Annotated in this window: 21 protein-coding genes; 18 read left to right on the plus strand and 3 right to left on the minus strand. The window is 71.7% G+C overall.

Going from position 1 to position 24735, the window contains the following annotated elements:
• Positions 1-6 precede the first annotated feature (6 nt).
• Together BS80_RS09990 and BS80_RS09995 are read right to left on the minus strand one after the other, a co-directional pair.
• Positions 7-480, minus strand: coding sequence for a hypothetical protein (locus tag BS80_RS09990; protein ID WP_157536122.1), 474 nt, complete (start codon positions 478-480; stop codon positions 7-9).
• Positions 481-559: 79 nt separating this feature from the next.
• The gene (locus BS80_RS09995) at positions 560-1015 is read right to left on the minus strand and encodes a hypothetical protein (protein WP_157536125.1); all 456 of its coding nucleotides are present in this window, start codon (positions 1013-1015) and stop codon (positions 560-562) included.
• A gap of 378 nt (positions 1016-1393) precedes the next feature.
• On the opposite strand from BS80_RS09995, the gene BS80_RS10000 reads away from it, so the two are divergent.
• Together BS80_RS10000 and BS80_RS10005 are read left to right on the plus strand one after the other, a co-directional pair.
• Positions 1394-2833, plus strand: coding sequence for an NAD(P)/FAD-dependent oxidoreductase (locus BS80_RS10000; protein ID WP_232246424.1), 1440 nt, complete (start codon positions 1394-1396; stop codon positions 2831-2833).
• An 8-nt stretch (positions 2834-2841) separates the two neighbouring features.
• On the plus strand, positions 2842-4875 hold the full coding sequence (locus BS80_RS10005) for a B12-binding domain-containing radical SAM protein (protein WP_035795647.1): 2034 nt from the start codon (positions 2842-2844) through the stop codon (positions 4873-4875).
• Positions 4876-4934: 59 nt separating this feature from the next.
• Here BS80_RS10005 and BS80_RS10010 read toward each other — a convergent pair whose 3' ends face one another.
• Entirely contained in the window at positions 4935-5378 is a 444-nt protein-coding gene (locus BS80_RS10010) for a DUF7144 family membrane protein (RefSeq protein WP_083974479.1), read from the minus strand.
• A gap of 302 nt (positions 5379-5680) precedes the next feature.
• Between BS80_RS10010 and BS80_RS10015 the strand changes: the two genes are divergently transcribed.
• The 16 genes from BS80_RS10015 to BS80_RS10090 all read left to right on the plus strand — a co-directional run bounded on the left by BS80_RS10015 (position 5681) and on the right by BS80_RS10090 (position 24528).
• A complete protein-coding gene (locus BS80_RS10015; protein ID WP_198045482.1) occupies positions 5681-9217 on the plus strand; it encodes a BTAD domain-containing putative transcriptional regulator in 3537 nt (1178 codons plus the stop codon).
• Positions 9218-9572: 355 nt separating this feature from the next.
• Positions 9573-10601 carry a LuxR C-terminal-related transcriptional regulator gene (locus tag BS80_RS10020; RefSeq protein ID WP_035795650.1) on the plus strand — a complete coding sequence of 343 codons (1029 nt, stop codon included), beginning with the start codon at positions 9573-9575 and terminating at the stop codon, positions 10599-10601.
• Positions 10598-11260, plus strand: a complete 663-nt coding sequence (locus tag BS80_RS10025; protein WP_035795652.1) for a pyridoxamine 5'-phosphate oxidase family protein — start codon at positions 10598-10600, stop codon at positions 11258-11260. Before BS80_RS10020 ends, BS80_RS10025 begins: the two co-directional genes overlap by 4 nt.
• 99 nt (positions 11261-11359) lie before the next feature.
• The gene (locus tag BS80_RS10030; protein ID WP_035795655.1) at positions 11360-12229 is read left to right on the plus strand and encodes a diiron oxygenase; all 870 of its coding nucleotides are present in this window, start codon (positions 11360-11362) and stop codon (positions 12227-12229) included.
• On the plus strand, positions 12226-13062 hold the full coding sequence (locus BS80_RS10035) for a class-II aminoacyl-tRNA synthetase family protein (RefSeq protein WP_035795659.1): 837 nt from the start codon (positions 12226-12228) through the stop codon (positions 13060-13062). Before BS80_RS10030 ends, BS80_RS10035 begins: the two co-directional genes overlap by 4 nt.
• Positions 13059-13493 carry a holo-ACP synthase gene (locus BS80_RS10040; RefSeq protein WP_035795662.1) on the plus strand — a complete coding sequence of 145 codons (435 nt, stop codon included), beginning with the start codon at positions 13059-13061 and terminating at the stop codon, positions 13491-13493. The genes BS80_RS10035 and BS80_RS10040 overlap by 4 nt, the downstream gene beginning before the upstream one ends.
• Before the next feature lie 10 nt (positions 13494-13503).
• Entirely contained in the window at positions 13504-13737 is a 234-nt protein-coding gene (locus tag BS80_RS10045; protein WP_035795664.1) for a phosphopantetheine-binding protein, read from the plus strand.
• 22 nt (positions 13738-13759) lie between these two features.
• Positions 13760-14584: a class I SAM-dependent methyltransferase gene (locus tag BS80_RS10050; protein ID WP_035795665.1), complete on the plus strand. Its 825-nt coding sequence runs from the start codon at positions 13760-13762 to the stop codon at positions 14582-14584.
• A complete protein-coding gene (locus BS80_RS10055; protein WP_035795667.1) occupies positions 14584-15558 on the plus strand; it encodes a 3-oxoacyl-[acyl-carrier-protein] synthase III C-terminal domain-containing protein in 975 nt (324 codons plus the stop codon). Before BS80_RS10050 ends, BS80_RS10055 begins: the two co-directional genes overlap by 1 nt.
• The gene (locus BS80_RS10060) at positions 15558-15824 is read left to right on the plus strand and encodes an acyl carrier protein (protein ID WP_035795669.1); all 267 of its coding nucleotides are present in this window, start codon (positions 15558-15560) and stop codon (positions 15822-15824) included. Before BS80_RS10055 ends, BS80_RS10060 begins: the two co-directional genes overlap by 1 nt.
• Entirely contained in the window at positions 15821-16639 is an 819-nt protein-coding gene (locus BS80_RS10065) for a hypothetical protein (protein ID WP_035795671.1), read from the plus strand. The genes BS80_RS10060 and BS80_RS10065 overlap by 4 nt, the downstream gene beginning before the upstream one ends.
• 136 nt (positions 16640-16775) lie before the next feature.
• Positions 16776-18149 carry a condensation domain-containing protein gene (locus BS80_RS10070; RefSeq protein ID WP_035795676.1) on the plus strand — a complete coding sequence of 458 codons (1374 nt, stop codon included), beginning with the start codon at positions 16776-16778 and terminating at the stop codon, positions 18147-18149.
• A complete protein-coding gene (locus tag BS80_RS10075; RefSeq protein ID WP_035795677.1) occupies positions 18146-19186 on the plus strand; it encodes a polysaccharide deacetylase family protein in 1041 nt (346 codons plus the stop codon). Before BS80_RS10070 ends, BS80_RS10075 begins: the two co-directional genes overlap by 4 nt.
• A 49-nt stretch (positions 19187-19235) precedes the next feature.
• Positions 19236-20504: an MFS transporter gene (locus BS80_RS10080; RefSeq protein ID WP_035795679.1), complete on the plus strand. Its 1269-nt coding sequence runs from the start codon at positions 19236-19238 to the stop codon at positions 20502-20504.
• Positions 20505-21084: 580 nt separating this feature from the next.
• Positions 21085-22299 carry a hypothetical protein gene (locus tag BS80_RS10085; RefSeq protein ID WP_035795681.1) on the plus strand — a complete coding sequence of 405 codons (1215 nt, stop codon included), beginning with the start codon at positions 21085-21087 and terminating at the stop codon, positions 22297-22299.
• 39 nt (positions 22300-22338) lie between these two features.
• Positions 22339-24528, plus strand: a complete 2190-nt coding sequence (locus BS80_RS10090; protein WP_051966432.1) for a tetratricopeptide repeat protein — start codon at positions 22339-22341, stop codon at positions 24526-24528.
• Positions 24529-24735: the final 207 nt, after the last annotated feature.

A 24735-nucleotide genomic window follows, 5' to 3' on the forward strand; every position in this document is an offset into this window, starting at 1 on the left:
CCGGGACTAGCTCTGGCGGGTGACCGTGAAGGCGTACCGCACCGTGCCGTTCCCGGTCGGCGCGACGACCTCGCCGTGGATGGTGGCGACCTCGCTGGTGCCGTCATCACAGCTGACGGCCGTGCTGTGGAAGTCCTCGGTGTCCACGCCGGTGGCGGGGCCGGAGATCAGGTCGGAGTTGTTCCACTTCACGCCAGCGTTGGTGAGCTCGAAGGTGCCCTTGCCGTTGCCCGTCCAGCTCTCCACGGTCCAGTTCGTCTGGACCGACTGCGGCGCGGAGAACGTCACGTTGATGGTGTCGCCGGGCGCGTTGTCGAAGGTGCCCGAGAAGCTGCCGTTGTAGTCCTGGTCAGCCGCGCCACAGGCACCGGCACGGTGTTGCGCCGGCTGGACGGCCATGGCGGGGGAAGCCGCCACGAGCGCGGCGGTGAGGGCGGTGGCGCAGGCGAGCGGCAGCGCGAGCCGTCGGATCGACATCATGGGAAAGCCTTTCTACTGGGGACACATGTCAGCGGCCGAGGAGGTACGACGGGCCGTCCGCGCGGACGGCCGGTCGGGACTACTGCCGGTCGATCGTGAACGGGATCTGTGCCTTACCGGAGTCGACGATGCCGGCGATCGAGGTGACCGTGCCGCCGCCGTTGGCGCAGCTGACGCTGACGCTGCGGTAGACCTCGTTGTCCACACCGGTGAGCGGGCCGTCGACGGTGTTGGAGTTCGTCCACTCCGGACCGGTGGCACTGAGCTCGTACTCTCCCTTGCCGGAGCCGTCCCAGCCCTGGACGGACCAGTGGGTGGTGACCGACCGGGGCGCGGCGAAGGTGGCCGAGAGGGTGGCGGCCGCGTTGTTGTCGAAGGCGCCCGCGAAGGTCCCGTCGTAGTCCGAGGCCGACGCACCACACGCGGCGCGCTGCGAGGCCGGCGCGCTCGCCACCGCGGGGGTCGCCGCCACCAGGGCGGCGGCGAGGGAGGTGGAGCACAGGACGGCCATCGCAAGCCGTCGGGTTGAGGTCATGAGGGAACCCTTCCTTTGTTCTACGTGAACGCACGATTTCAGCGACTGCCCACGCAAAAGTCGCCCCAGTCACCATCCGGACCTCAAAACGACGTGCGCGAACAACTGGAACTATAGCGGCCCCCGACTCTGGGTCATGATCAAATCGACTCATCCATTCGCATGAACTCTTCGGAGAACACCATATGGGCTAACAACTCCACCCATATGACGATCATTGACCGGCCATCTGGCTTCCCTTCCACAGGATCGCGAAACCTTTTCCCGACTGCGGATCACGATGCCCTCGACTGGCCTAATCGCGGGTGCGACGCGGGGCCACACGGCCTCTACAGTGGGCGCCAACCCCCTGTCGACACCGACCTGATGGAGAGTCAAGTGGAGCCAACTGCAACCTCGGTGAAGGTCCTGGTGATCGGCGGTGGTCCGGCCGGCTCACTAGCGGCCGCACTACTCGCCCGGGCGGGCGTCGACGTCCTCCTGCTGGAGAAGGAGGTATTCCCCCGCTACCACATCGGCGAGGCCCTGGCTTCGTCCTGCCGGGCCGTTCTGGAGCTCGCCGGAGCCGCACAGAAAGTCGACGACTTCGGCTTCATGAACAAGCACGGCGGCCTGTTCCGCTGGGGCGCCGAGAAAGACTGGAGTGCGGACTGGACGAAATTGTTCGGCCCCGAAGTAAGGTCCTGGTCAGTGGACCGCTCGGAATTCGACCACCTGCTGCTGAACAATGCGTCGGAACAAGGCGCCCGGGTCGTCCAGAACGCCGCCGTCAAGCGGATCGTCTTCGAGGACGACCGCCCGGTGGCCGCCGAGTGGGTCAGCGGCGACGACCCCGACCGGCTGCACACCACCCGCTTCGAGCACGTCGTCGACGCCTCCGGCCGGGCCGGCGTCCTCACCGCCCAGCACTTCCGCAACCGCACCCGGCACGAGGTCTTCCGCAACGTGGCCATCTGGGGCTACTGGGACGGCGAGGAGCTGCTGCCGGACACCCCGCAGGGCGGCAGCAACATCATCTCCTCGCCGGACGGCTGGTACTGGGTCATTCCGCTGCGCGGCGGCCGGCGCAGCGTCGGGTTCGTCATGCACGAGAGCGCCTTCCGCGAGCGCCGCCGCGCGCACGACTCGCTCGAAGACCTGCTGACCGCCCTCGTCGACGAGTCGGACACGGTCCGCTCGCTGCTGGCGGGCGACACCCGGATCTCCCCGGCGAAGGTCGAGCAGGACTACTCCTACGTCTCCGACACGTTCTGCGGCCCCGGCTACTTCGTGGCCGGCGACGCGGCCTGCTTCCTCGACCCGCTGCTCTCCAGCGGCGTGCACCTCGCCTCCTACAGCGCGCTGCTCGCCGCCGCCTCGATCGTCGCGGTGCTCGACGGGGAGGTGACCGAGAGCGAGGCCGGCACGTTCTACGAGTCGCTCTACCGCCACAGCTACACCCGGATGCTCGCCATGGTCGCCCGGATGTACGACCAGTACCAGGGCCAGGCCGGCTACTTCTGGCTCGCACAGAAGCTGACCGGCACGCCCGCCGAGCAGGCGATCACTCCCAACGCGGCGTTCGTCGAGATCGTGGGCGGCATCTCCGACCTCTACGACGCCAAGCACGGCCGGGGACAGGCCCCGGCGGCGGACGCGGCGAACGGCGAGGACAACCTCAGCCTGGTCGAGATCCGGCCGCGCGACCTCTACGACGAGGACTCCCGGCTGCGCCTGGTCACCTCGCCCCGGCTCGGCCTGCGGCGCGAGCAGCCCGCCGCCGGCGTGGTCAGGCCGCCGCGTCCCGCCGAGTCCGCCGACCTCACCACGTCGAGGTGACGGCACGCATGGGCACCCGTTCCCGCCAGGTGCATCTGGTGGACCTGACCACCATCGCCGGCGCCGGCTACAGCCCCACGCTGGGCTATCTGCAGGCGGCCGCCCAGGCCGTCCCCGAGGTCGCGGACCGCTGCACGTTCACCCGGCACGCCCTGCTCTCCCGGGGGTCGCTCTTCGAGCAGGCCTGCGAGCAGGTCCTCGCCGCGCTGGACGATCCGCTGGTCGTCGCGTTCACGGTCTACTTCTGGAACCGGGCCAAGTCCGTCGAACTCGCCCGCCGGGTCAAGCTGGCCTGGCCGAACTGCCGGATCGTGATGGGCGGCAACGACGTCAGCTACCAGCAGGACGCGCTCTTCGCCGAGGCGCCCTGGACGGACGTCCTGGTGCACGGGGACGGCGAGTTCCGCTTCGTCGAGCTGCTCCGCGCCCTGCTGGACGACCGCGCCGACCTCGCCTCGGTCGACGGGCTCAGCTACTGGTCGGGCACCGGCGCCGACCGGCGGCTGGTCACCACCAAGGCCGCCGACCGGATCACCGACCTGGCCACCGTGCCCTCGCCGATCTCCGTCTACTCGGACGCCGAACTGGCCACCACCACCCTACTGGTGTACGAGACCAACCGCGGCTGCCCCTACAGCTGCGCGTTCTGCTACTGGGGTGGCGCGACCAACTCCAAGGTCCGCCAGTTCCCGATGGAGCGGATCGCCGCCGACCTCGACCGGATCATCCGGCTGGCCGGTCCGCACATGATGCTCGCCCTGGCCGACGCCAACTTCGGCATCCTGCCCCGGGACGTCGAGATCGCCCAACTCCTGGTGGACACCTGCCGGAAGTACGACAAGCGGGTCGACTTCTTCGTCACCTGGGCGAAGAACTGCAACAAGCGGATCGTCCAGATGGCCGGTCTGCTGCGGGACGGCGGCCTGCTGGCGCCGGTGACGCTGTCGGCGCAGTCCTTCAGCCCCACCGCCCTCGAACTGGGCAACCGCTCCAACATCCGCCCCGACCACTTCCGCAAGCTCCAGAGCGAGTTCCGCGACCTGGGCATCCCCACCTACACCGACCTGATCTGGGGGATGCCGGGCGAGACCTACGCCAGCTTCCTCACCGGCACCGAGGAGGTGCTCAGCGCCGGCGGCGCGCCGATCATCTTCCCGCTGCTCCTGCTGAACAACACCGACTACACCCGGGAGAAGTTCCGGGAGGAGCAGAAGATCGTCGTCCGCCGGCTCCCGGTGGACGTCAGCGACCCGGAGCTGACCGGCGAGACGGTGGTCTCCCACGCCACGATGACCGAGGAGGAGTGGCTGCGCGGACTGGAGTTCCGGTTCTGCCTCTACCTCTTCCAGAAGTCCCTGCTGCGCTGCACGCTGCGGCTGCTGAACGCCACCTCGGACGTCCGCGTGGTGGACCTGTGCGAGCTGCTGCGCGAGTTCCTCTTCGACCGCGCGCCCGACCCGGTGGCACACGCGATCGCCGTCAACTACCGGCAGTCCTGGCAGCAGCCGGACCGGATCGACCGCCGGCTGATCGAGGACGAGCTCGCCATCGAGGTCGGCAGCGGCGAACTGTACGGCCGCCAGGAGACCCACTACGAGGCGCTGCTGCACCGCCTGGTGCGGGACGCCGCCGCCCTGGAGCGCTTCCTGGAGGCCGCCGTCGCCGTCCTGTTGCGCTCGCTGCCCGAGGACGCCCGCCCCGACCCCACCGCCCTGCGCGCCGCCCTGGAGCTGGACCTCGCCGCCGGCGCGGTCTTCCGGTCGATGATCACCGGCGAGGCCGAGCAACTGGACTTCCGGATCTCCGCCGAGCTGATGACCCTGCTCAGGGACGCCGGCGACCTGCCGCCCGACCTGAGCTGTCCCGAGGGCGGCGAAGTGACCGGCCGGATCGGCGCGGCCCCGCTGCACCTGGAGGACTTCCAGCCCAGCTACTCGTTCAGCCGCTTCGTCGTCCTCGTCTGGCGCGGCCTGGTCTCCCCCCTGCGGGAGGCCGCCGTCGACTGGACCGCGAGCGACGCCGGGAGCCTGGCCCCGGCCTGAGCCTCCCCCGCCCTTCCCCCGGTGCGGCGATCCGCCCGGGGGAAGAGCGTCCGGCGTCCTCAGGAGTACCGGCCCTCGCGCAGCGTCCCGGCGCAGAGGGCCCAGATGACGAAGATGTTCAGGGCGATCAGGGCGATGGCCCAGAACGGGTAGTACGGCAGCCACAGGAAGTTGGCGATCAGGACGAGAGCCGCCATCACGACGCCGACGGCACGCGCCCAGACGGCCCCGCTGATCAGCGCGCAGCCCGCGAGGAAGAGCACGATGCCCAGGACGAGGTGGATCCAGCCCCAGCTGGTCAGGCTGAAGCTGAACGTGTAGTTCGCCGTCCGGACGAACAGGTCGTCCTTGGCGATGGCGGTGATCCCCTCGAAGACCGCCATGCTCCCGCCGATCATCATCATCACCGCCGCGAACAGGGTCAGGCCCGATCTGACGCCGCTGCGCGTGGGGTTCGGGACGAAACTTCCGGGCGGCGGCTGGTTGACGTCGTTACTGGTCATCGGAGCCTCCTTGGCGGGCGGAACCGACCGGTCGATCGGACCGCGGCACTGCTTCCAGCGTTCCACGGCACGGCCGGAACCGCGCGCCTCTCACGCACAGGCGCACACCCTCACCCTGGGTGCCCAGCCCGGCCGCCCCGGAGGGGCCGCGCCCGGGCGGGCGGATTGTCCCTTGCCTGGCTCATTGGTCTAGTCCAAACTGATCGTTGGTCGAAATCCCCTGCGGAATCGGCCACGCACGGCCCGCACTGCCGCCGCCGGTCATGACCGACAGGGCGCGGTCACCGGATGAGGGGGATGCCATGTCAGAGAGGATGTCGGCCACGGGACTGGCCCGCGGCGGTCCGGCCGGCGAGCCGGACGCGTTCGGCCCACGGCTCCAGTCGTTCCGCCGACGGGCCGGGCTGAGCCAGCAGGAGGCCGCGTTACGGGCCGGAGTCAGCACCAGGGCGCTGCGCGACATCGAGCGCGGCCGGGTCCAGCGGCCCCAGGCGCGCACCCTGCACCGGCTGGCCGAGACGCTGGGGCTGAGCGGCGGCGAGCTGGCGGACCTGCAGGCCGCCGCCCGCACCGCCGCGCCGCGCGCCGGTGCGCGCCCGCGCCTGCTGATCCTCGGCCCGCTCACCCTCCAGCGCGGCCAGACCCCCGTGCCGGTCACCAGCCCGATGCTGCGCCGGCTGCTGGGCCTGCTGGCGCTCAAGCACCCCGAGCCGTCCACCCAGCAGGAAATCACCGACACCCTCTGGCCGTTCGGCCCTCCCAGCTCCCACCAGAGCCTGATCCACACCTACGTCAGCCAGGTCCGCCAGCTGCTGGAGCCGGCCGGCCTGCGGACCGTCCCGCCGCCGACCGTCGTCCGCACGCCCACCGGCTACCTGCTGGAGGCGTCCCGGAACCAGATCGACCTGGGCCAGTTCGACGAGCTGCTGGCCCAGGCGAAGCGCGTGCACCGCGCGCCCGACCCCAGGGCCGCGTACGAGGCGCTGACGCAGGCCCTGCAGTGCTGGCGCGGGCCCGTACTCGCGGACGCGGACCCGGTGCTGCGCCAGCATCCGGCCGCGGTGGCGGCCAACGAGCGGCGGGTCGAGGCGGCGCTCCTGCACGCCGACACGGCGCTGCTGCTGCGCCGTCCCGAGGAGGCCGTCCGGGTGCTCTGGGACCTGGTCAACACCGAGCCGCTGCACGAGGGTCTGCACGCCCGGCTGATGCTCACCCTCGCCAGCTGCGGGGAGCAGGCCGCCGCGCTCAACGTGTTCAACCGCCTGCGCGACCGGCTCGACGAGGAGCTGGGCATCGCACCCAGCGCCGAGGTCCGCGACGCCCACCTGCGCGTGCTGCGCCAGCAACTGCCCCTCGCGCAGCGCCCCGACCACCCCGTGACCGCCGACCGGCCGCCGCTGTCCGGCCCGCCCCCGGCCCAACTGCCCGCCAAGGCCGACTCCTACGTCGGACGGCGACGGCAGATGCGGGAGCTGGACTCCCTCGTCGCGCCCGACCAGGCGCGACGCTCGCACGTGGTGGCGGTGGTCGGCGCACCCGGGGTCGGCAAGACCGCCCTCGCCACGCAGTGGGCGCACGCGCGGCGTGAGCACTTCGAGGACGGGCAGCTCTTCGTCGACCTGCGCGGCCATTCCGCGCTCCCGACGCTGCGTCCCGGGGAGGTCCTGGCACAGTTCCTGCGGGCCCTGGGCGCACCCCCCGACCAGCTGCCCGAGGACGAGGACGAGGCCGCCGCGCTCTACCGCACCCTGCTCGCCGACAAGCAGATGCTGATCGTGCTGGACAACGCGCGGGACGCCGAACAGGTCAGGCCGCTCATCCCGGGCGCCCAGCGCTGCGCGGTGGTGATCACCAGCCGCAGCCAGCTCGCCGGACTGGTCGCGAGCGACGGCGCGCGCCAACTCGGCCTGGACGTGCTCGATCCGGACGAGGCCCGCCAACTGCTGGCCGGCACCATCGGGGAGAGCCGGGTCGCGGCCGAGGAGGAGGCCGCCGACCGGCTCGTGCGGGTGTGCAGCGGGCTGCCACTGGCGATCCGGATCGCCGGCGCCAACCTGCTCGCCCGCAATGCCGGAATCGCCGAGTACTGCGCCGAGTTGGCGGGTGACGACATGCTCAGCCGGCTGCACATCGAAGGCGACCGGCGCTCGACGGTCCGGGCCGCCTTCGACCTCTCCTACCGCGCGCTCCCGGCCGGGGCGCAGCGGGTGTTCCGGCTCCTCAGCCTGATGCCCGGCCCCGACCTCACCGTGCACGGCGCGGCGGCGCTCGCGGACTCGACCTCGGCCGAATCCGCCGGACTGCTGGTCAGCCTGACGGACGCCCATCTGGTGCAGGAACGGGCGGCCAGCCGGTTCGGCCTGCACGACCTGCTGCGGTCCTACGCCCGCGAGCTGGTGGGCCGGGAGGAGGCGCACGCCGCCCGGCAGCGGCTCTTCGACTGGTACCTCTACCACACCGACGCGGCGGCCCGGTTGCTCTATCCGGCGCAGCCGGCCTCGGAGCCGTCCGCCGGGACGGCTCCCTCGGCCGCGCTGGTTCTCGCCGACGACGGCCAGGCCTCGGAGTGGCTGGACAGCGAGCGGGAGAACCTGGCCGGCGCCGTCCTGCAGGCGTCCGGCACCGGCTTCACCACCATCGCCTGGCGGCTGGCGGAGAGCCTGCACAGCTATCTCTCGGTGGGGATGTACACGGGCGACTGCCTCAAGGTCGCGACCGCAAGCCTGTTCGCCGCCGTCGCCGACGGCGAGCTGCGGGCCCAGGCCGCCGCCCAGTTGCGGCGCGCCGACTGCCACTGGATGCTGGCGAACAACGCGCAGGCCATGGAACTGTTCGGCAGCGCGCTGGAGCTCGCGCGGCAGGCCGACTGGCCCGACGGCCAGGCGTTGGCGCTGCGCCGGATCGGCGCCGCGCACCAGGAGAACGGCGCCATGCGGCTGGCCTCCGACTACCTGTGCCAGGCGCGTGAACTCACCCGGCGCAGCAACGGGGCGGGGACCGCCGACGACGTCACCAACCTGGGGCTGATCTGCTGGAAGCTCGGGCGACTGCACGAGGCGGCCGAGCACTTCTCGCATGCGGCCCAGCTCTTCCGGGACCTCAACTCCGCGGGTGGAGAGGCGGTTTCGCACACCAATCTGGGGATCGCCTACCGCGCGCTGGGACGCCCGAGGGACGCGATCCGGGTGCTCGGCGAGGCGCTGCCGATCCACCTGAGGAGCGGCAACAAGCTCAGTGAGACAGTGGCGCTGAGCTGTCTCTCGGGCGCGCACACCGACCTGGGCGACCACTCCACCGGACGGCTGCTGGCCCACACGGCCCTCGCCGCCGCCCAGGCGCTGCGCAACCGGCGGCTGGAGGCCAACGCCTACTTCGCGCTGGGCGCCGCGCAGGAGCGCGCGCACGATCTGTCCGAAGCGGCCGACAGCTACCGGGAGGCGCTCCACCTCGCCGAGGTCGTGAACGACCGGTTCCCCCAGGTCGCGGCTCTCGTCGGGCTCGCGACGGTCCAGGCGCGCCTGGAGCCGCAGACCGCCCTGCGCACCGCGGAGCGCGCCGTCACGCTCTCCCGCAAGGCGGAGTTCCGGATGCTCGAAGGCTGCGCGCTCAACGTCCTGGCTTGCGTCCGGGTACGGCTGGGCGAGTCGCGGACCGCCCTGGAGATCGGGCGCGACGCACTCGCCCTGCACCGCGAGACCGGGCACCGGCCGGGCGAGGCGCGCAGCCAACTGGCGCTGGGCCACGCGCAGTCGGCCCTCGGCGAGCGGAGCGAGGCGCTCGAGCACTGGCGCGAGGTGCTGCGGCTCTCCCGGGCGATGGGCGGGGTCCGGATCGGCTGAACACCGGCGTCCGCCGGTCGCCGGCCCGGCGGCAGGACAACTGCTGCGGCAGTTACCGCAGTTCTGCCGGTTCCCGTGGGCCGGTCGGCGGCGCCGGGCGGACCCGCAGGTCAGCGCGGGTCCGCCCGGCGGCGATCGGCCGGGCGGGGGCTTCGACGCCTCTGGCCCGGCTGTAGGGGCCCAACCAGGTCGTCTCCGTACGGTAGTCGCAACCACAAGACCGTTCCCCGTGCCGATCCATGAGGTGACACGTTGCCACAGCTCACGGTGCCCTCCACCGCCGCCCGTCCGGGGCGCTCCGGGCCCCTCTCCTTCGGTCCTGCCGACCTATCCGCGCGATCAGAGTGAGATGACGATGGAATTCAGCACGCAGACCCTACGTCAGGAAGGCCAACGAGTCGGCACCGCCGACGAGTTCGTCGTCGCCTTCTACGAACGCGTCGCCGGGCGCGCCGACTTCACCCCGTCCGGGATCGCCGAGGAGCTGGGCGTCCCGCTGCAGCGCGCCGAGCAGGCGGTCGGCGCGCTGCGCGAACTGCACCTGGTCAAGCCGGCGCAGGGCGGTGCGGACCGGCTGGTCGCGGTCAGCCCGGAGGCCGCCCAGATGGAGCTCCTGGTCCCGCTGGAGTGGGAGATCCATGACAGCCGCCGCCGACTCGCCGGATTCAAGGGGCAGTTGAGCTCCTTCGCGGCGGCCTATCAGAAGCAGACCAGGACCCGCACCGAGCCGGTGGTGATCACCGACGACCCGGAGGAGATCGAACTGCGGCTGCTGGAGGCCGCGCAGGGCTGCACCACCGAGGTCCTGGTGATGCAACCCTGCGTGGCCCACGAGACCCGCGAACTCCAACTGGCCCGTCCGCTGGTGCTGGAGGCGCTGCGGCGCGGCGCGCAGGGACGGATCCTCTACCCCCACACCGCCCGCGGCGACTCCGACACCCGCGCGCACATCGGCGACCTCCTGCCGGCGGGTGGGCAGGTGCGCACCACCAAGGAGGTGCACGACCGCTTCCTGGTCTTCGACCGGAAGACCGCGTTCATCCCGGCCGGCGAGGGCGACGCGATCGCCGTCGTCTACGAGGGCGCGGTCGCGGCCTTCCTGGCCGCACTGCACGCCCGGGCCTGGGAGTCCGCGTTCGACTTCGACTCCGGCGCGGCCGGCTACGCCGGGACGCTGGAGGACCTGAAGGTGACCCTCCTCGACCTGCTGGCCTCGGGTGCCAAGGACGAGGTGATCGCGCGCCGGGTGGGCATGTCCGAGCGGACCTTCCGCCGCCATGTCGCCACGATCATGCAGGATCTGTCGGCCACCAGCCGCTTCCAGGCCGGCGTGCTGGCCGCCCGGACCGGCCTGGTCGACCTGGTCCTGAGGAGCGCCGCATGAGCCGGTTCGCCAGACTCGCGTTCACCTCGACGGTGCGTCAGGTCCAGCAGGAGATGGGCAGCGCCGCCGCGGCCGGCCGCCAGCTGCGGGGGGCGGACGAGGAGCCCGAGCCGCTCAGCGACGCCGAGGCCGACTTCATCCGCAGCCTGGACGGCTTCCTGTTCGCCAGCGTGGGCGAGACCGGCTGGCCGTACATCCAGTTCCGGGGCGGGCCGCCGGGGTTCGTCCATGTCCTGGACGAACACACGCTGGGCTATCTGGACGTCCGGGGCAACCGGCAGTACATCACCACCGGCAACCTGCGCGCCGACGACCGGGTCGCGCTCTTCTTCATCGACCACGCCCGGCAGACCCGGCTCAAGGTGTTCGGCCACGCCACCGCCGTGCCGCCCGGCCAGGACCCCGCGCTCGCCGAGCGCCTGGACTCGCCGCGCACCGACGGCACGGTCGAACAGCTCGTCACCATCCGGGTCGAGGGCGTCGCCTGGAACTGCCCCAACCACATCACGCCCCGCTTCAGCAAGCGCGAACTCTCCGACGCGCTGGTCCCGGTCCAGGATCACCTCGCGCGGCTGGAGCGGGAGAACGCCGCCCTGCGCGCGGAACTCGCCGCGCATCGCGCCGATGCCCGCCCAAATCCACCCAGAGCTGCCCACTGACCGAATTCGGCAGCCGGTTTCGGGCATTGAGGAACCCTAACCGGAATCCCTACTCTGAGATCACAGAAGAGACCCCGAGGCGAACGGAGCCATCGCGCGATGGTCAGCGATGTGATCGACCGAAACGACCGGTTCCGGGGAATCCTGGACCGCCTCGCCACCAAGTCGATCGACGACTACTACAACCCGTACCGGCTGTTCGAGTGGCCGGACCGACTTCCCGAGGACATGTGGTGGATGAGCCCCGAGCTCACCACCACCTATGGGACGGAATGGGCCGAGAAGCTCACTCCGCAACAGCTCCACACGCTTTCCAAGCACGAGAGCATCAATTTCTACAGCCTCAATGTGCACGGCATTCGCGAACTTCTCATCGAGGTGGTCGGCCGTATCCACACCGCCGGCTTCGAAACGCCGTCGGAGTTCTTCCACCACTTCATCGGTGAGGAGAACGAGCACATGTGGTTCTTCGCCGAGTTCTGCCTGCGCTACGGCAAGAAGATCTACCGGCAGCCGGCCGGCGCGGAGGCCTCCGAGCCCTCGGCCAAGATCCAGAGCCTGCTGGTGTTCGCCCGCATCCTGATCTTCGAGGAGCTGGTCGACCACTTCAACTCGGCGATGGCCGAGGACGAGCGGCTGCACGAGACGATCCGCGGCATCAACCGGATCCACCACCAGGACGAGTCCCGGCACATCGCTTTCGGCCGCGAGCTGGTCGACCTGCTGCACCAGGACCTGAAGCAGACCGCCACCGAACAGGAACTGGCCGACGTCTCCACCTACCTGCGCCGCTACCTCAAGCACAGCTTCGACTCGCTCTACCACCCGCAGGTCTACCGCGACGCCGGGCTGGAGAACCCGCACGAGCTGCGCCGGGCCCTGATGGAGTCGCCGGCCCGGGCCGAGGCCGAGTCGCGCACCTTCCGCAAGACCACCAAGTACCTCGAAAAGACGGGACTCATCCGATGAACCGCCTGACCGGGAGCGACGGCGCACCCGCGCTGGCCATCCTCGGGCCGCCGGCCACCAGGCTCGTCAAGGAGCTCGACCGGGTCTTCGCCGGCTGGGGCCTGGCGGCCGGCGCCGAGGAGATCAGCGCCCCGCCGCTCTTCCCGGTGACCGACCTGGAGAAGTTCGACGTCTACACCAACTTCCCCCAGCTCGCCTGGGTGGCCGGCTCACTTGATCTGACGGAGGATCACTTCAAGCCGGTGGAGGGCAAGTTCGGGCCGGGTTCGGTGACCGAGGCGCGGTACGGACTGCCGCACGCCACCTGCTACGGCGCGTACCTCTTCCACGAGGGCGACCAGGTCGCCGACGACACCCTGGTGACCCTGGTCAACCGCTGCTTCCGCAACGAGGACCACTACGGCGGGCTGCGCCGCCTCGCCAGCTTCCAGATGCGCGAGATCGTCGCGCTCGGCAGCTTCCAGCACACCCAGGACGTGCTGGCCGGCTTCACCGGGCGGATCCAGGCCTTCGCCGGCGCGCTCGGGATCGACCTGGGCAAGGTGCCGGCCGGCGACCCGTTCTTCCGCAACGACAACGGCCGCGCCCTGCTGCAGAAGCTCAGCCCGGTCAAGTACGAGTTCCAGTACGGCGACCTGGCGATCGCCTCGGTCAACACCCACCGCAACTTCTTCGGCGAGCGGTGCGGCATCCGGCTGGAGTCCGGTGAGCACGCCTACACCTCCTGCGTGGCCTTCGGCCTGGAGCGCTGGGTCGCCGTCCTGACCGAGCACTTCGACGAGGACCTCGACGCCGCGCTGGCCGCCGTGCGCGCCGCCGCCGACCCGTCGTGACCCCACCGGTCGCGCCGCGGCCGCGGATCGGCGTCGACCTCGTGCCGCTCTCCCGGGTCCGCGAGCTGCTGGACCCCGACATCGGTCCGGTGCTCAGGCGGTTCCTCTCCACCGAGGAGGTGACCGCCTCCCGGACCCCGGACGGCGCGCCCGACCAGGCCGGGATCGCCGGACGGCTGGCCGCCAAGGAGGCCGTCTTCAAGCTGTTCGGCGCCGTCGGACGGCCGGTGCCCTGGCAGGGCATCGAGGTCCTGCGCGGTCCCGGCGGCCGGCCCGGAGTCCGACTCTCGGGCGGGGCGGCCGAGTTGGCCCGGCAGGCCGACCTAGGCCCGATCGACGTCAGCATCAGCCACGACGGAGGCTTCGCGATCGCCGTCGCGGCCGCCACCGCCGCACTCGACCACCACCACTCTCTTGATGACCAACTCTGAAGGGAATGCCATGAGTTCCGCAGGTATCGACAAGGTCAGGGACTGGATCCTCGGCCGTCACCCCGAGCGCACCGAGCTCGCCGCCGACGTCGACCTCATCGAGAGCCGGCTCGTCGACTCGCTCGCCTTCGTCGAACTCGTCTACACCATCGAGGACGCCGCAGGCATCGAGGTCGACTTCGACAACATCGACATCGAGGACTTCCAGACCCTCGCGACCATCGAGAAGGCGTTCTTCGCCTGATCCCGAGGAGGGATCTTTCACCATGGATGCAGTCTCGTACACCGCACAGTGGATGGCCGCGGCCCGCGCGCAGGAGTCCGAGCGCGAGGACGCGCTGTTCGTCGACCCGCTGGCCCAGGACCTGGCCGCACCCCGGGGCTTCGAGCTGATCGAGCGCTACGCCGGCGGCGGCCTGCTGCCGTTCATCTCGATCCGGACCCGGTACCTGGACGACGCCATCCGCGACGTCCTCGCCACCAGCGGGATCCAGCAGGTGGTCCTGATCGCGGCGGGCATGGACACCCGCTCGTTCCGGCTCGACTGGCCGGAGGGCACCGAGGTCTACGAGGTCGACCACGCCCTGCTGATCGCCGAGAAGCGCCGCCGGCTCGACGCCCTGGGCGCCGAGCCGCGCACCGACCGGCGCGAGGTCTCCGCCGACCTCACCGGCGACTGGATGCCCTCCCTGGAGGCCGCGGGCTTCGACCGTGACCGCCCGACCCTGTGGGTCGCCGAGGCGCTGACCTTCTTCCTCACCGAGGAGCAGGCCGCCGGGCTGCTGCAGTTGCTCGCCTCCGCCTCGGCCCCCGGCAGCCACCTGGCCTTCGACATCCTCGGGCGCGCCCTGCTGCGCAGCCCGTTCTCGAAGCCCTTCCTGGACACCCTCGCCGCCGACGGCACGCCGTGGATCTTCGGCACCGACGAGCCCGAGGAGTTCCTGACCGCCAACGGCTGGAAGACCACCGACCTGCGCGAGCCCGGCCAGCCCGGCGCCGGTGAGGGCCGCTGGCCGTACCAGGTCCAGCCGAGGAACCGTCGCGGCGCCAACCGGCTGTGGCTGATCCGCGCCGAGATCGCGACGGCCTGATGAGCCGTCCGACCGCCGATCGCCGGATCACCCTGGAGCGCATCGAGTCGTACCTGCCCGAGCGCAGCGTGCGGATCGAGGAGCTGGGCGAGCGGCTGGGTCTGCGTCGGGCCGAACTGGGCGTGTTCCGCAAGTTCTACGGGCTGGACACGCTGCGCTTCGACCCGGAGCTCCCACTGATCGACCTGCTGCGGCCCGCCGCGCGCAGCGCCCTGGCCGCCCTCCCGGAGGGCGGCCGGGTGGAGTACCTGGCCTACGCCCACGTCACCCAGGCGGTGGCCCCGGCCGACGTGGACATCGCGCAGGTGGTCAGCGACGACCTCGGTCTCGCCGGCACCGAGGCCTTCGGCCTCAGCCACCAGGCCTGCGTCAGCAGCCTGGGCGCCATCGAGGTGCTGGGTGAACTGCTCCGCGCGGAGGGCACCGAGGGTGCGTACGCCCTGATGGTCACCGGCGAGCAGGCCTACTCGCCGATCGTCCAGCACGTGCCCAACACCTCGATCATGGCCGACGCCGCGGCCTCCTGCCTGATCACCCTGGACGGCGACGGCGACGTGGTCCGCTCGTTCGCCACCCGGACCCTGGGCGAGTACGCCCAGTGGCTGGAGCTGACCCCCGAGCAGAACACCGTGTTCGGGGAGCAGTACGGCGCCAGGATCGCCGAGGTCATCCACCAGGCGGTGGCGGAGGCCGGGTTGACGCTCGACGAGGTCGACCTGGTGATCCCGCACAACGTCAACAAGCTGGCCTGGCGGCAGACCATCAAGGAGCTGGAGGTGGCGCCGGAGAAGGTCTTCCTGGACAACGTCCCGCGCTTCAGCCACACCTTCGCCTCCGACGTCTTCGTCAACTACACCACCCTGCGGGACGCCGGACGCCTGGTGGACGGCGCGCACTACCTGCTGGTCTCGGTCGGCCTGGGCGCCACCTTCGGCGCGATGGTGATCACCCACCGCGCGGCGGGTGAGAGCTGATGGATCGTCAGGAAGTACTGGCCACCATCGAGAAGGCGCTCAGCGAGGTCCTGGAGCGGTCGGTCACCGGGCTCACGGAGGACACCGCGCTCTTCGACGAGCTGCGGCTCGACTCCTCCTCCGTGCTGGGGCTGCTGATGACCGTCGAGGAGGCGACCGGCATCTCGGTCGACCCGGAGGACCTCGACATCGACCATCTGCGGACCATGCGGTCCTTCGCCGACTACGTCGAGGCCGCACTCCGCCAAGGAGAGGGGACGTCATGACCGGACTCGCCGTCCGGGCCGCCGCCGCGGTGCGCGCGCCGCAGGGCCGCGGGCCGGGTGACACCCCGGCCGCGCTCGGCTACTTCCACGACCTGCTCGCCCCCTTCGGGCAGAAGCCGGACGAGGAGCTGTTCAACCGGGGCGCACACGTCCAGCACCGCGACCTCGCCGACCTGCTCGCCGCCGACGACGGCGTCGGCCGCAGCCGGCCGGAGCTGCTGATCGTCACCCACGCCCTCCCGGACGTGGTGCCGTTCACCGCCGTCGCGCCGTACCTGACCGACCGCCTCGGCGGCCGGGCGGCCAACTTCGCGATCGCCCAGCAGGGCCTGGCCGCGCCCTTCACCGCACTGCGGGTCGCCTCGGCGTACCACAGTGCGGGGCGGGCCGCGGAGGTGGTCCTGGCGGTGCTGGAGCAGACCACCCTGCCGACGGCCTTCCCGCTGGTCCAGGAGACGCCGCTGGTCGACTCGGCCGCGGCACTGGTCCTCGGGGCCTCCACCGAGGACGGACTTCGGTTCGTCCGGGCGCGGTCGGCCCCCTCGGCGGCGGCCGCGCTCGACGAGGAGACCCTCGGCCTGAGCGGCGCGCAGGACGGCACCCTCCTGGTGCTCGGACCCTGGGTCACCGAGGACGTCCCGGAGCGCACCGCGGTGCACCGGGCGGCCCCGGGCAGCTACTGCACCAGCCTCTGGCTGGAGCTGGCCGAGCACTGGCAGGAGTGGCAGCAGGCCTATCGGCGGGTCGTGCTCTGCGACACCGACCCGCGCTCCGGCCGCAGTCACGTCGCGCTCTTCGCCACCGGCGAGAAGTAACCCCACCCTGCGGGTCGGGGTCGAGCGAGTCCGCCACGACCGGTCGTGGCGGACTCGCTCGACCCCGATGCGCGGGGCTCACGTGCTGCTCCGACAGACATCGGACGAGGCAATCGAACGGAAGGGTGAGAACACGATGACCACGGTCAACGAGCAGTCCATCAGACTGGACTCCGCGCGAGCCGGGACAGCCCCGGCCACCTGGGGGCAGCGGGCGATCTGGGGAGTCGTGACACGGCTGGGTGACGACGCCCCCCGGTACAACCTGCCGATCGACCTGCCCGTCTCCCCGCCCCGCCCGGTCTCCCGCGTGCTGGCGGACCTGACGGAGCTGTTGCTGCTCCACGACAGCCTGCACACCCGGTTCCTGCCGGCCGGCGTGGACGGCCTGGAGCAGGTGGTGGACGGCTCCGGCGAGCTCCCCGTGCAGATCCGCAGCTGCGCGCCGGAGCAGGCCCCGGCGGTCAGCGCCGCGCTGCTCGGGGAGCTGGCCGGGCGTGCCTTCGACCACGAGCGGGAGTGGCCGCTGCGGGTCGGCCTGGTGGAGTGCGAGGGCCTGGTGCACCGGCTGGTGCTGGCGGCCTCGCACGCCGGGATGGACTACTGGGGGCAGGGCCGGATGGTCCGCGACCTGCAGCTGATCGAGGCGGGAGCGACCGCCGAGTCGCTGCGCGCGGACCGCCCGGCCCTGCAGCCGTTGGAGGCCGCGGAGGTCCAGGCGTCGCCGCTGGGCCGTCGCCGGGACGAGGCGGCGCGCCGCTACTGGTGCGAGCAACTCACCGTCGGCCCGCGGAAGATGTTCCCGAACCCGGCGGCGCCGGGCCTCGCCGCCGATCCGGCCCGGCGCTTCCCCAACGCGCTGCTGCGCTCGCCCGCGCTGGCGGTCGCCGTCACCCGGGTGGCGGAGGAGCTGGGGGTGAGCGATTCGGCGCTGCTGCTGGGCGCCGCCGCCCACCAGCTGGCCAGGATGTCCGGCAGCGGCGACGCGGTGTTCCAGGTGGTGGTGAGCAACCGGTTCCAGCCGTCCGCCGCCGCCGCGGTCAGCACGGTCGCGCAGGAGGCCCTGTTCCTTCTCACCGACGCGGACCGGGACTTCAGGGACGCGGTACGCCGGACGCGGTCCGTCGCGTTCAGCTCGTTCCGCCACGCGGGGTACGACAAGTGGGCGCTGGAGCGGGAGGTGGCGGTGATGGCCGAGCGGGGCGAGGCCGCCGACCACTCGTGCTGGTGGAACGACACCCGGGACCCGGGCACCGGGCCCTTCGACACCGTCGAGCGGCCGCGCGCCGCACTGGGCGAACTGATCGGCCGGACCGAACTGAGCTGGCCCACCGAGTTCCCGGCGCGGGTGAACGTGTCGGTGGCGGTCGACGTGCTGACCGCCCCCGGCGCCCTGGATCTCGCCATGACGGCCGACCCGGCGGTGATCACCCGCGAGGGGATGGAGCAGTTCCTGCGCGGGGTCGAACGGCTGGTCGTCGGCGAGGCGATCGCACTGGGGGAGGTATGAGCACGCGGTATGCGGGCATCGCCTGGACGGACGAGGGCTACCGGGTCGAGGTCCTCGACGCGGCGGGGCAGCGGGCCGCCGAGCCGAGCAGCTGGGGCGGCGGCCAGGTCGCCGAACTCATCGCCTGGCTGCGGGACTTCGAGGACGGGCAGCCGCCGGCCGTGGTCCTGGACAGTACCAACGGCCTGCTCGACGGGCCGATGACGGCAGCCGGTCTCGAGGTCTACCGCGCCGACCCCTGGCTGCTGCCGACCCGGCCGCGGTTCGGCTCCGTGGCGGCCGACCGGCTGGCGCAGCAGGCCCACAGCGCGCCCGGCGCGCTGGCCCGGGTGACCGCCGAAGGCGGCACCCTGACCGGCCGCGCCGACGAGTACCACGAGGGCGTGCGGCGCGGCGAACCGATCGTGGCGGCCATGACGGCGGCCGGGCGCTGCTTCGAGCACGGACACCGGGACACCCCGCGGGTCGCGCTCACCTTCGACGACGGCCCCGATCCGGTGCACACCCGCCGGGTGCTGGAGATCCTGGAGCGCTACGGCGCCCGGGCGACGTTCTTCTGCGTCGGTCTCCACGTCGCGGCGCTGCCCGAGGAGGTGCGCCGGATCGCCGGGGCCGGTCACGAGGTGGGCAACCACACCTGGTCGCACCCCTTCCTGTTCGACCTGACACCTGGTCAGCTGCGCGAGCAGCTCGACCGGACGACGGAGGCGGTGGCCCAGGTGACCGGCCAGGCCCCGACCCGGTTCCGTCCGCCCTACGGCTCGCTGAACCCCGAGGTGCTCACCACCCTGGAGAGACATCCGAGCACCCTGACGCTGTGGGACGTCGACTCCCGCGACTGGTCCAGGCCCGGGCCGGAGCGGATCGCCGCGACCGTGCTGGACGCCGCCGGGCCGGGCTCGGTGGTGCTGCTGCACGAGGGCGCCGGCGATCGCGGCCAGACCGTCCAGGCCCTCCCCTCGATCATCGAGGGCCTGCTCGAACGAGGCCTGGAACTGGTCACCGTGGGAGAACTGCCCACGCCGGCCGTCCAGTAGCCATCCGACCGATGACGACCACGAGCTACGGCTGGAGCACTGAAGAGTCATGACCGAACCGTTGACCGACCACACCGACGCGCAGGCGTCCGCGCGGCCCCAGGACCCGCCGGGCGGCGAACCGGCCATCTGGTCCCGCAACTTCCGCTACTACTTCACCGCGCGCAGCGCGGGCCTGCTCAGCTGGGCGATGCTGCCGGTGGCGGTCTCGGCCGGCCTGCTCAGGGGCGGCTACGGGCTGAGCACCGCCGGATACGCGATGGCGTTCCTGGTGGGCCCCTTCGCCGCCCTGGTGCTGTTCGGCGGCGTCCTGGCCGACCGCTTCACCGCCCGCCGGATGATGATCGCCGCCGACCTGACCAACCTCACCACCCAGATCCTGCTCGCCGTCCTCTTCCTGCACCGCATCGACCACCTCTGGCAGCTCTACGCCCTGCTGATGATCGCCGGCACCGCCAACGCCATGTTCCAACCCGGCGCCTCCTCCACCGTCCCCCTGGTCGCCCGCGACGTCCAGGGCGCCAACGGCGTCCTGCGCACCTCCGAGGCCCTCACCGGCCTCGGCGGCCCCGCCCTGGCCGGCCTCCTCGTCGGCACCGCCTCCACCGGCTGGGTCATGATCATCTCCGCCGCCGCCTACGGCACCAGCGCCACCTGCCTCTTCGCCCTGCGCCTGGGCGTCGTCCCCGCCCCACCCGCCGGCGAGAGCCTGTGGCGCAACCTCGTCGTCGGCTGGCACGAATTCCGCTCCCGCAGCTGGCTCTGGGGCGTCATCGTCATCTGGATGTTCTTCGCCGTCCTGTCCTGGGGACCCCAACTCTCCATCGCCGCCGGCGTCATCGTCCCCGCCCACGGCGCCACCGCCTTCGGCCTCATCAACGCCGCCCTCGGCGCCGGAACCGTCGCCGGCGGCCTCCTCGCCATCCGCTACAAACCCGCCCGCCCGCTGGCCGCCGGCGCCACCGCCATGCTCGCCTACCCCCTCTACCCCCTGGGCATCGTCCTCGGCGCACCCGTCTGGCTCCTCGCCCTCGCCCAGACCACCGTCGGCATCGGCATCGGCATCTGGGGCGTCATGTGGGCCACCAGCGTCCAGACCCAGGTCCCCGGCGAAGTCCTCAACCGCGTCCACGCCTACGAAGTCGCCGGCTCCGTCGGCATGTACCCCGTCGGCAGCGCCCTCGCCGGCCCCGCCGTCAAAGCCTTCGGCACCCACCACGTCCTCCTCGTCGGCGCAGCCGCCGCCGCCCTCACCGCCACCGCCCTCCTCCTCACCCACCCCATCCGCACCCTCGGCCGCGCACCCGACCGCACCTGACCCCAACCACCCGAGCACACGACAGTCACCCTGCACGCCCTGCGCCGCCTGGTCACCCCGGGCGGCTCTGTCGTTTCCGCGACCTGAGCACGGTGGCTTTCCCCGCCCATTCACGGACGTCCCCCACCCGCGTCGGCCGACCGTGCTGCGCACGTTTCTCCTGTGCCTTCTGATGCGCGAGTCGAGATCGTTGACCGGAATTCTCAGGAAGCCCCGGAATTCGCGCATTCAGACCGATTGACAGTCTGAATACGTCGCCGCCATGCTGACGCTGCAGCTGACATGACACCCCGTCGGGAGGTGACTCACGCCAGCTGTGCTCGGTACGCATTCGTCGTTTCTCACTCGGGAAGGAGGGACAGCCATGAAGAAGCTCCAGGTGCGCAAGACCGGTCCGGTGCGTCTGACCAGCACGGCAACCGCGTTCTACGGCGGTGGCCCCTGCAACGCAGCCTGATGACACGGTCCCGTGTCCGCCGCCCGGGGTCCCGGTCAGCGGACACGGGATCCCGGACAGCGGACACAGGACCTCGGGCCGGCGGACGCCCGGCTGCCGGAGGACCGACGGCCGGGAGGCGCGGTGGATGCAGCAGAGCGAATTCGATTCCATGCACTGACCTTTGTCGAGGAGGGCGACGAAATCGTCATCGGCCGCCCCGAGATCGATTCCTTCGCGGTTTTCCCGGCCGACGCCGCAGCGGTGGTCCGTCATTTGCAGAATGGCGAAAGTATTCCGCGGGTCGGTGACTGGTACCTGGAAACGTACGGCGAACGCGCCGACATCGAGGATCTGGTGGAGACGCTGCGGGACCTGGAATTCCTGCGCGACCCCGCCGACCCCGAACCCGCCGAGGGCGACGAGCCGCCGCCCGCCACCGTGGTACGCGGCCACCGGCTGGGCCGGCTGGCGTTCTCCGCGCCGGCCTGGGTCCTGTACACGCTGGTCGTGGCGGTGGCCGGCTGGATCGCCGCACGGACGCCGGGGCTGCACCCCACCCCGTCCGCCGTATTCTTCAGCAGCTCGCTGGTCGTCATCGAACTCACCATCTTCGCGGGCCAGTTGGTCGGCGTGGCCTGGCACGAGTCGTTCCACGTCCTGGCCGGCCGCCGGCTGAACCTGCCCAGCCGGCTGAGCATCGGGCGACGGCTGGTCTTCGTCGTCTTCGAAACCACCCTGGCCGGCCTGATGGGCGTCCCCAGAGCGCGGCGGATTCTGCCGTTCTGCGCCGGACTGGTTGCCGACGCCCTCTACTTCGCCGCACTCATCGGCGTGGGGGAGGCGGACCGGCTCGCGCACGCAGGCGTCACCGACATCGGCCGGATCGCCTGCGCGCTGGCGTACATGACGCTGCTGCGGATGCTCTGGCAGGTCATGGTCTTCATGGAGACCGACCTCTACCACGTGGTCACCGTGCTGCTGCGCTGCCCGGACCTGCACGCCCTCACCCGTGCCTACCTGCGCAACACGCTGTGGCGCCGGCTCGGCCGTCCGGAACGCGCCACGGACGAGTCCGGCTGGACCGCGCACGACCGCGCCATGGCCCGCCGCTACGCGCCGTTCGTCGTGCTCGGCGCCACGCTGATGATCGCCGTCGTCCTCAAGGGGATCGCCCCGGTGATCGCCGGATTCGCCGTCCGACTCGCCCACGGCATCAGCGCGGGCGCCCTGGACGACCCGCACTTCTGGGACTCCGCGGTGGCCGCCACCGCGATCCTCTCGCAGTTCGGCCTGCTCACGGCGCTGGCGGTGCGCGACCGCCGACGCCGGCGCGCCGCCGCCGTCCCGGCCTCCTGACCAGCCCCTCCCTCCCCTCTCATCCCAGCGGAGCCCGCCATGCCCACGGCCGTCTGCCACCTCTGGCTCACCGCACCCCACGATGCGGTCGCGCCCTTCGCCGCCGGGCAGCCCGGGTCGCCCCTGGTGCTGGACGCCGACCGGCGCCTGCGCGGCCCGTACACCGCCACCGGCGCCCTGCTGCGCGAGCTGGTCCCCGAACTCCACAAGCACCGGCCCGACCTGCTGCGCCGGCACGCCATCGAGATCCTCGCCGCCGCCCCCGAGACGCTGCCCCTGGTCGGACCCGCGCCCGACACACTCACCTCGACGGCCGCCGACGCCGAGCGCACCCGCTGGTACTCAGCCCTGCGCACCCGGCGTATCGCGCACGGCTTGGTGGACCTGCTCGCCGCCTGGTCGGCGATTCCCGAACGGTCCTACGCCGTACCGGTGTTGGTCTACCGCGACGTCGACCGTGCGGACGCCACCGATCTGGAGTTCCTGGAACTCGCGCTGCGCCGCCTGGACCCGGCCCGGCTGCGGATCGTGGCGGCCTCCGCGCAGCCCGAGCCCCCGGCCACGCTGAGCGCGGCCGTCGCCGCCCACGCCGTCCGGCACACCCTGCCCGCCGACGCCGTCCCGGACCCGGCCGACCCGCACGCCGCCGACCCCGACGATCAGGTGACGCTGGCCCGCGCGTACGTCGCCGCCGACTGCGCCCTCGAGCTGCCCACCGCCCGCGCGGCCTACCAGCGCCTCGACCCGGCCCGGCGCGCGGAGTTGCACGATCGGCGCGCCGAAGAGCTGGAGCAGCGCGGAGAGTTCAGCCTGCGACTGGGCGCCGTCGTCTACCACCGCGAACGCGGCAGCGCGCCGCACACCGACGGGCTGCGCGCCTGCGCCGAGGCGGTCGGCTACTGCATCGGGATGGGTTTCTACCACGCCGGACTGGACCTGGCCGACCGGATGACGGCCCTGGTCGAGCCCGACGACCGGATCACCTACCACCGGGCCCGCACCCAGGCCGCCCAGTGCCTGGCCCTGCTGGACCGTCCGGCCGAGACCGAGCAGCTCTACCACGACCTGCTCTCGCGAACCACGGCCCTGCGCCCGCACATGTCGCTCCACTACGCGCTGAGCCTGCTCTACACCCGCCTCTACGGTCCCGAACACAAGGACCACACACGCGCGTTGGCCTACGTCAACACCGCCATCGCGATCGCCGAGGCGCTGCCCGACCAGGAGGACCGCGCCTTCCACGCGGTGTTCATGAACAACGGCAAGGCCCTGGTGCAGATGCACCTGAAGAACCTGCCCGCCTCACTGGAGCTCGTCACCGCCGGCATCGAGCGCCTGGACGCCGAACTGCGGCCCGACCAACACCGGTTGCACCGCTCGGTACTGCACCACAACCGCGGCCAGGTGCTGGCCGCGCTGGGCCGCGCCGAGGAGGCGCTGGCGGAGTTCGACCACGTCATCGAGGTGGATCCGCACTACCCCGAGTACCACTTCGACCGCGGCAACCTGTACTTCCAACTGGGCCGCCACCAGGAGGCGTTGGAGAACTACGAGGAGGCCGTCCGGCTGAGCCCGCCGTTCCCCGAGGTGTACTGGAACCGCGCCAACGTCCGCGCCGAACTCGCGGACACCGATGGTGCGTTGGCTGATCTTCGGTACGTCCTGGACCTGGAGCCGGACTACACCGAAGCGCGCGTCTCACTGGCCTCCCTGCTGTTGGACCTCGCGGAGCCCGGCCAGGCCGCCGAACAGGCCGCCGCCGGCCTGGCGCAGAGCCCGGACGACGCCCGGCTGCACTGCACCCTCGGCCTGGCGCTGCTCGAACTGGACGACGCCGACGCCGCCGTAGCCGCCTTCACCCGCGCGCTGGAGCTGGACCCGCAGCTGCACGAGGCCCTGGTCAACCGCGCCGTCGCCGCCCACGGCCAGGGCCGCCCCGACGAGGCGCTGCGCGATCTGACCACCGCCGTCGAGCAGCAGCCCGACGACAGCGACCTGCGCTACAACCGGGGCTTCGTCCTGGAGGAGCTGCACCGCTGGGACGACGCCGTGGCCGACTACACGGTCGCCCTGGAGCACACCGACGACAAGGCCGAACTGCTCTTCCTGCGCGGTCGCTGCCAGCTGCGCCGCGGTGCGCACGAGGCAGCCCGCCGCGACCTCACCGCCCACCTGGAGCTCGGCGCCTCCGAACACGCCGAGGAGGTCCGGTCGCTGCTCGGCGGCTGAGCTCCCACTGACGCACAGTGACGCGATCAGCCGGCCGCCGACCAAGGGGGCTGCGCATAGGTCAGCGACCTACCTATGCTTCGAGCCATGACGGCATCGCCGCTTCGGCCGTGATCGGCCTCGTCCCGACCATCTACGAGTGCCGCACTGCCTACATCATGCGACGCAACGAGCGCCTACGAGAAGCCGCCTGATACGGCGCGGGCC

The sequence above is a fragment of the Kitasatospora mediocidica KCTC 9733 genome (genome assembly GCF_000744225.1).
Lineage (GTDB): Bacteria > Actinomycetota > Actinomycetes > Streptomycetales > Streptomycetaceae > Kitasatospora > Kitasatospora mediocidica.

What these genes read in the sequence shown, in the direction of transcription:
- BS80_RS09990 (WP_157536122.1), bottom strand. Translation starts at nt 480, where the DNA reads ATGATGTCGATCCGACGGCTCGCGCTGCCGCTCGCCTGCGCCACCGCC.
- BS80_RS09995 (WP_157536125.1), bottom strand. Translation starts at nt 1,015, where the DNA reads ATGACCTCAACCCGACGGCTTGCGATGGCCGTCCTGTGCTCCACCTCC.
- BS80_RS10005 (WP_035795647.1), top strand. Translation starts at nt 2,842, where the DNA reads ATGGGCACCCGTTCCCGCCAGGTGCATCTGGTGGACCTGACCACCATC.
- BS80_RS10010 (WP_083974479.1), bottom strand. Translation starts at nt 5,378, where the DNA reads ATGACCAGTAACGACGTCAACCAGCCGCCGCCCGGAAGTTTCGTCCCG.
- BS80_RS10015 (WP_198045482.1), top strand. Translation starts at nt 5,681, where the DNA reads ATGTCAGAGAGGATGTCGGCCACGGGACTGGCCCGCGGCGGTCCGGCC.
- BS80_RS10020 (WP_035795650.1), top strand. Translation starts at nt 9,573, where the DNA reads ATGGAATTCAGCACGCAGACCCTACGTCAGGAAGGCCAACGAGTCGGC.
- BS80_RS10025 (WP_035795652.1), top strand. Translation starts at nt 10,598, where the DNA reads ATGAGCCGGTTCGCCAGACTCGCGTTCACCTCGACGGTGCGTCAGGTC.
- BS80_RS10030 (WP_035795655.1), top strand. Translation starts at nt 11,360, where the DNA reads ATGGTCAGCGATGTGATCGACCGAAACGACCGGTTCCGGGGAATCCTG.
- BS80_RS10035 (WP_035795659.1), top strand. Translation starts at nt 12,226, where the DNA reads ATGAACCGCCTGACCGGGAGCGACGGCGCACCCGCGCTGGCCATCCTC.
- BS80_RS10045 (WP_035795664.1), top strand. Translation starts at nt 13,504, where the DNA reads ATGAGTTCCGCAGGTATCGACAAGGTCAGGGACTGGATCCTCGGCCGT.
- BS80_RS10050 (WP_035795665.1), top strand. Translation starts at nt 13,760, where the DNA reads ATGGATGCAGTCTCGTACACCGCACAGTGGATGGCCGCGGCCCGCGCG.
- BS80_RS10055 (WP_035795667.1), top strand. Translation starts at nt 14,584, where the DNA reads ATGAGCCGTCCGACCGCCGATCGCCGGATCACCCTGGAGCGCATCGAG.
- BS80_RS10060 (WP_035795669.1), top strand. Translation starts at nt 15,558, where the DNA reads ATGGATCGTCAGGAAGTACTGGCCACCATCGAGAAGGCGCTCAGCGAG.
- BS80_RS10065 (WP_035795671.1), top strand. Translation starts at nt 15,821, where the DNA reads ATGACCGGACTCGCCGTCCGGGCCGCCGCCGCGGTGCGCGCGCCGCAG.
- BS80_RS10070 (WP_035795676.1), top strand. Translation starts at nt 16,776, where the DNA reads ATGACCACGGTCAACGAGCAGTCCATCAGACTGGACTCCGCGCGAGCC.
- BS80_RS10075 (WP_035795677.1), top strand. Translation starts at nt 18,146, where the DNA reads ATGAGCACGCGGTATGCGGGCATCGCCTGGACGGACGAGGGCTACCGG.
- BS80_RS10080 (WP_035795679.1), top strand. Translation starts at nt 19,236, where the DNA reads ATGACCGAACCGTTGACCGACCACACCGACGCGCAGGCGTCCGCGCGG.
- BS80_RS10090 (WP_051966432.1), top strand. Translation starts at nt 22,339, where the DNA reads ATGCCCACGGCCGTCTGCCACCTCTGGCTCACCGCACCCCACGATGCG.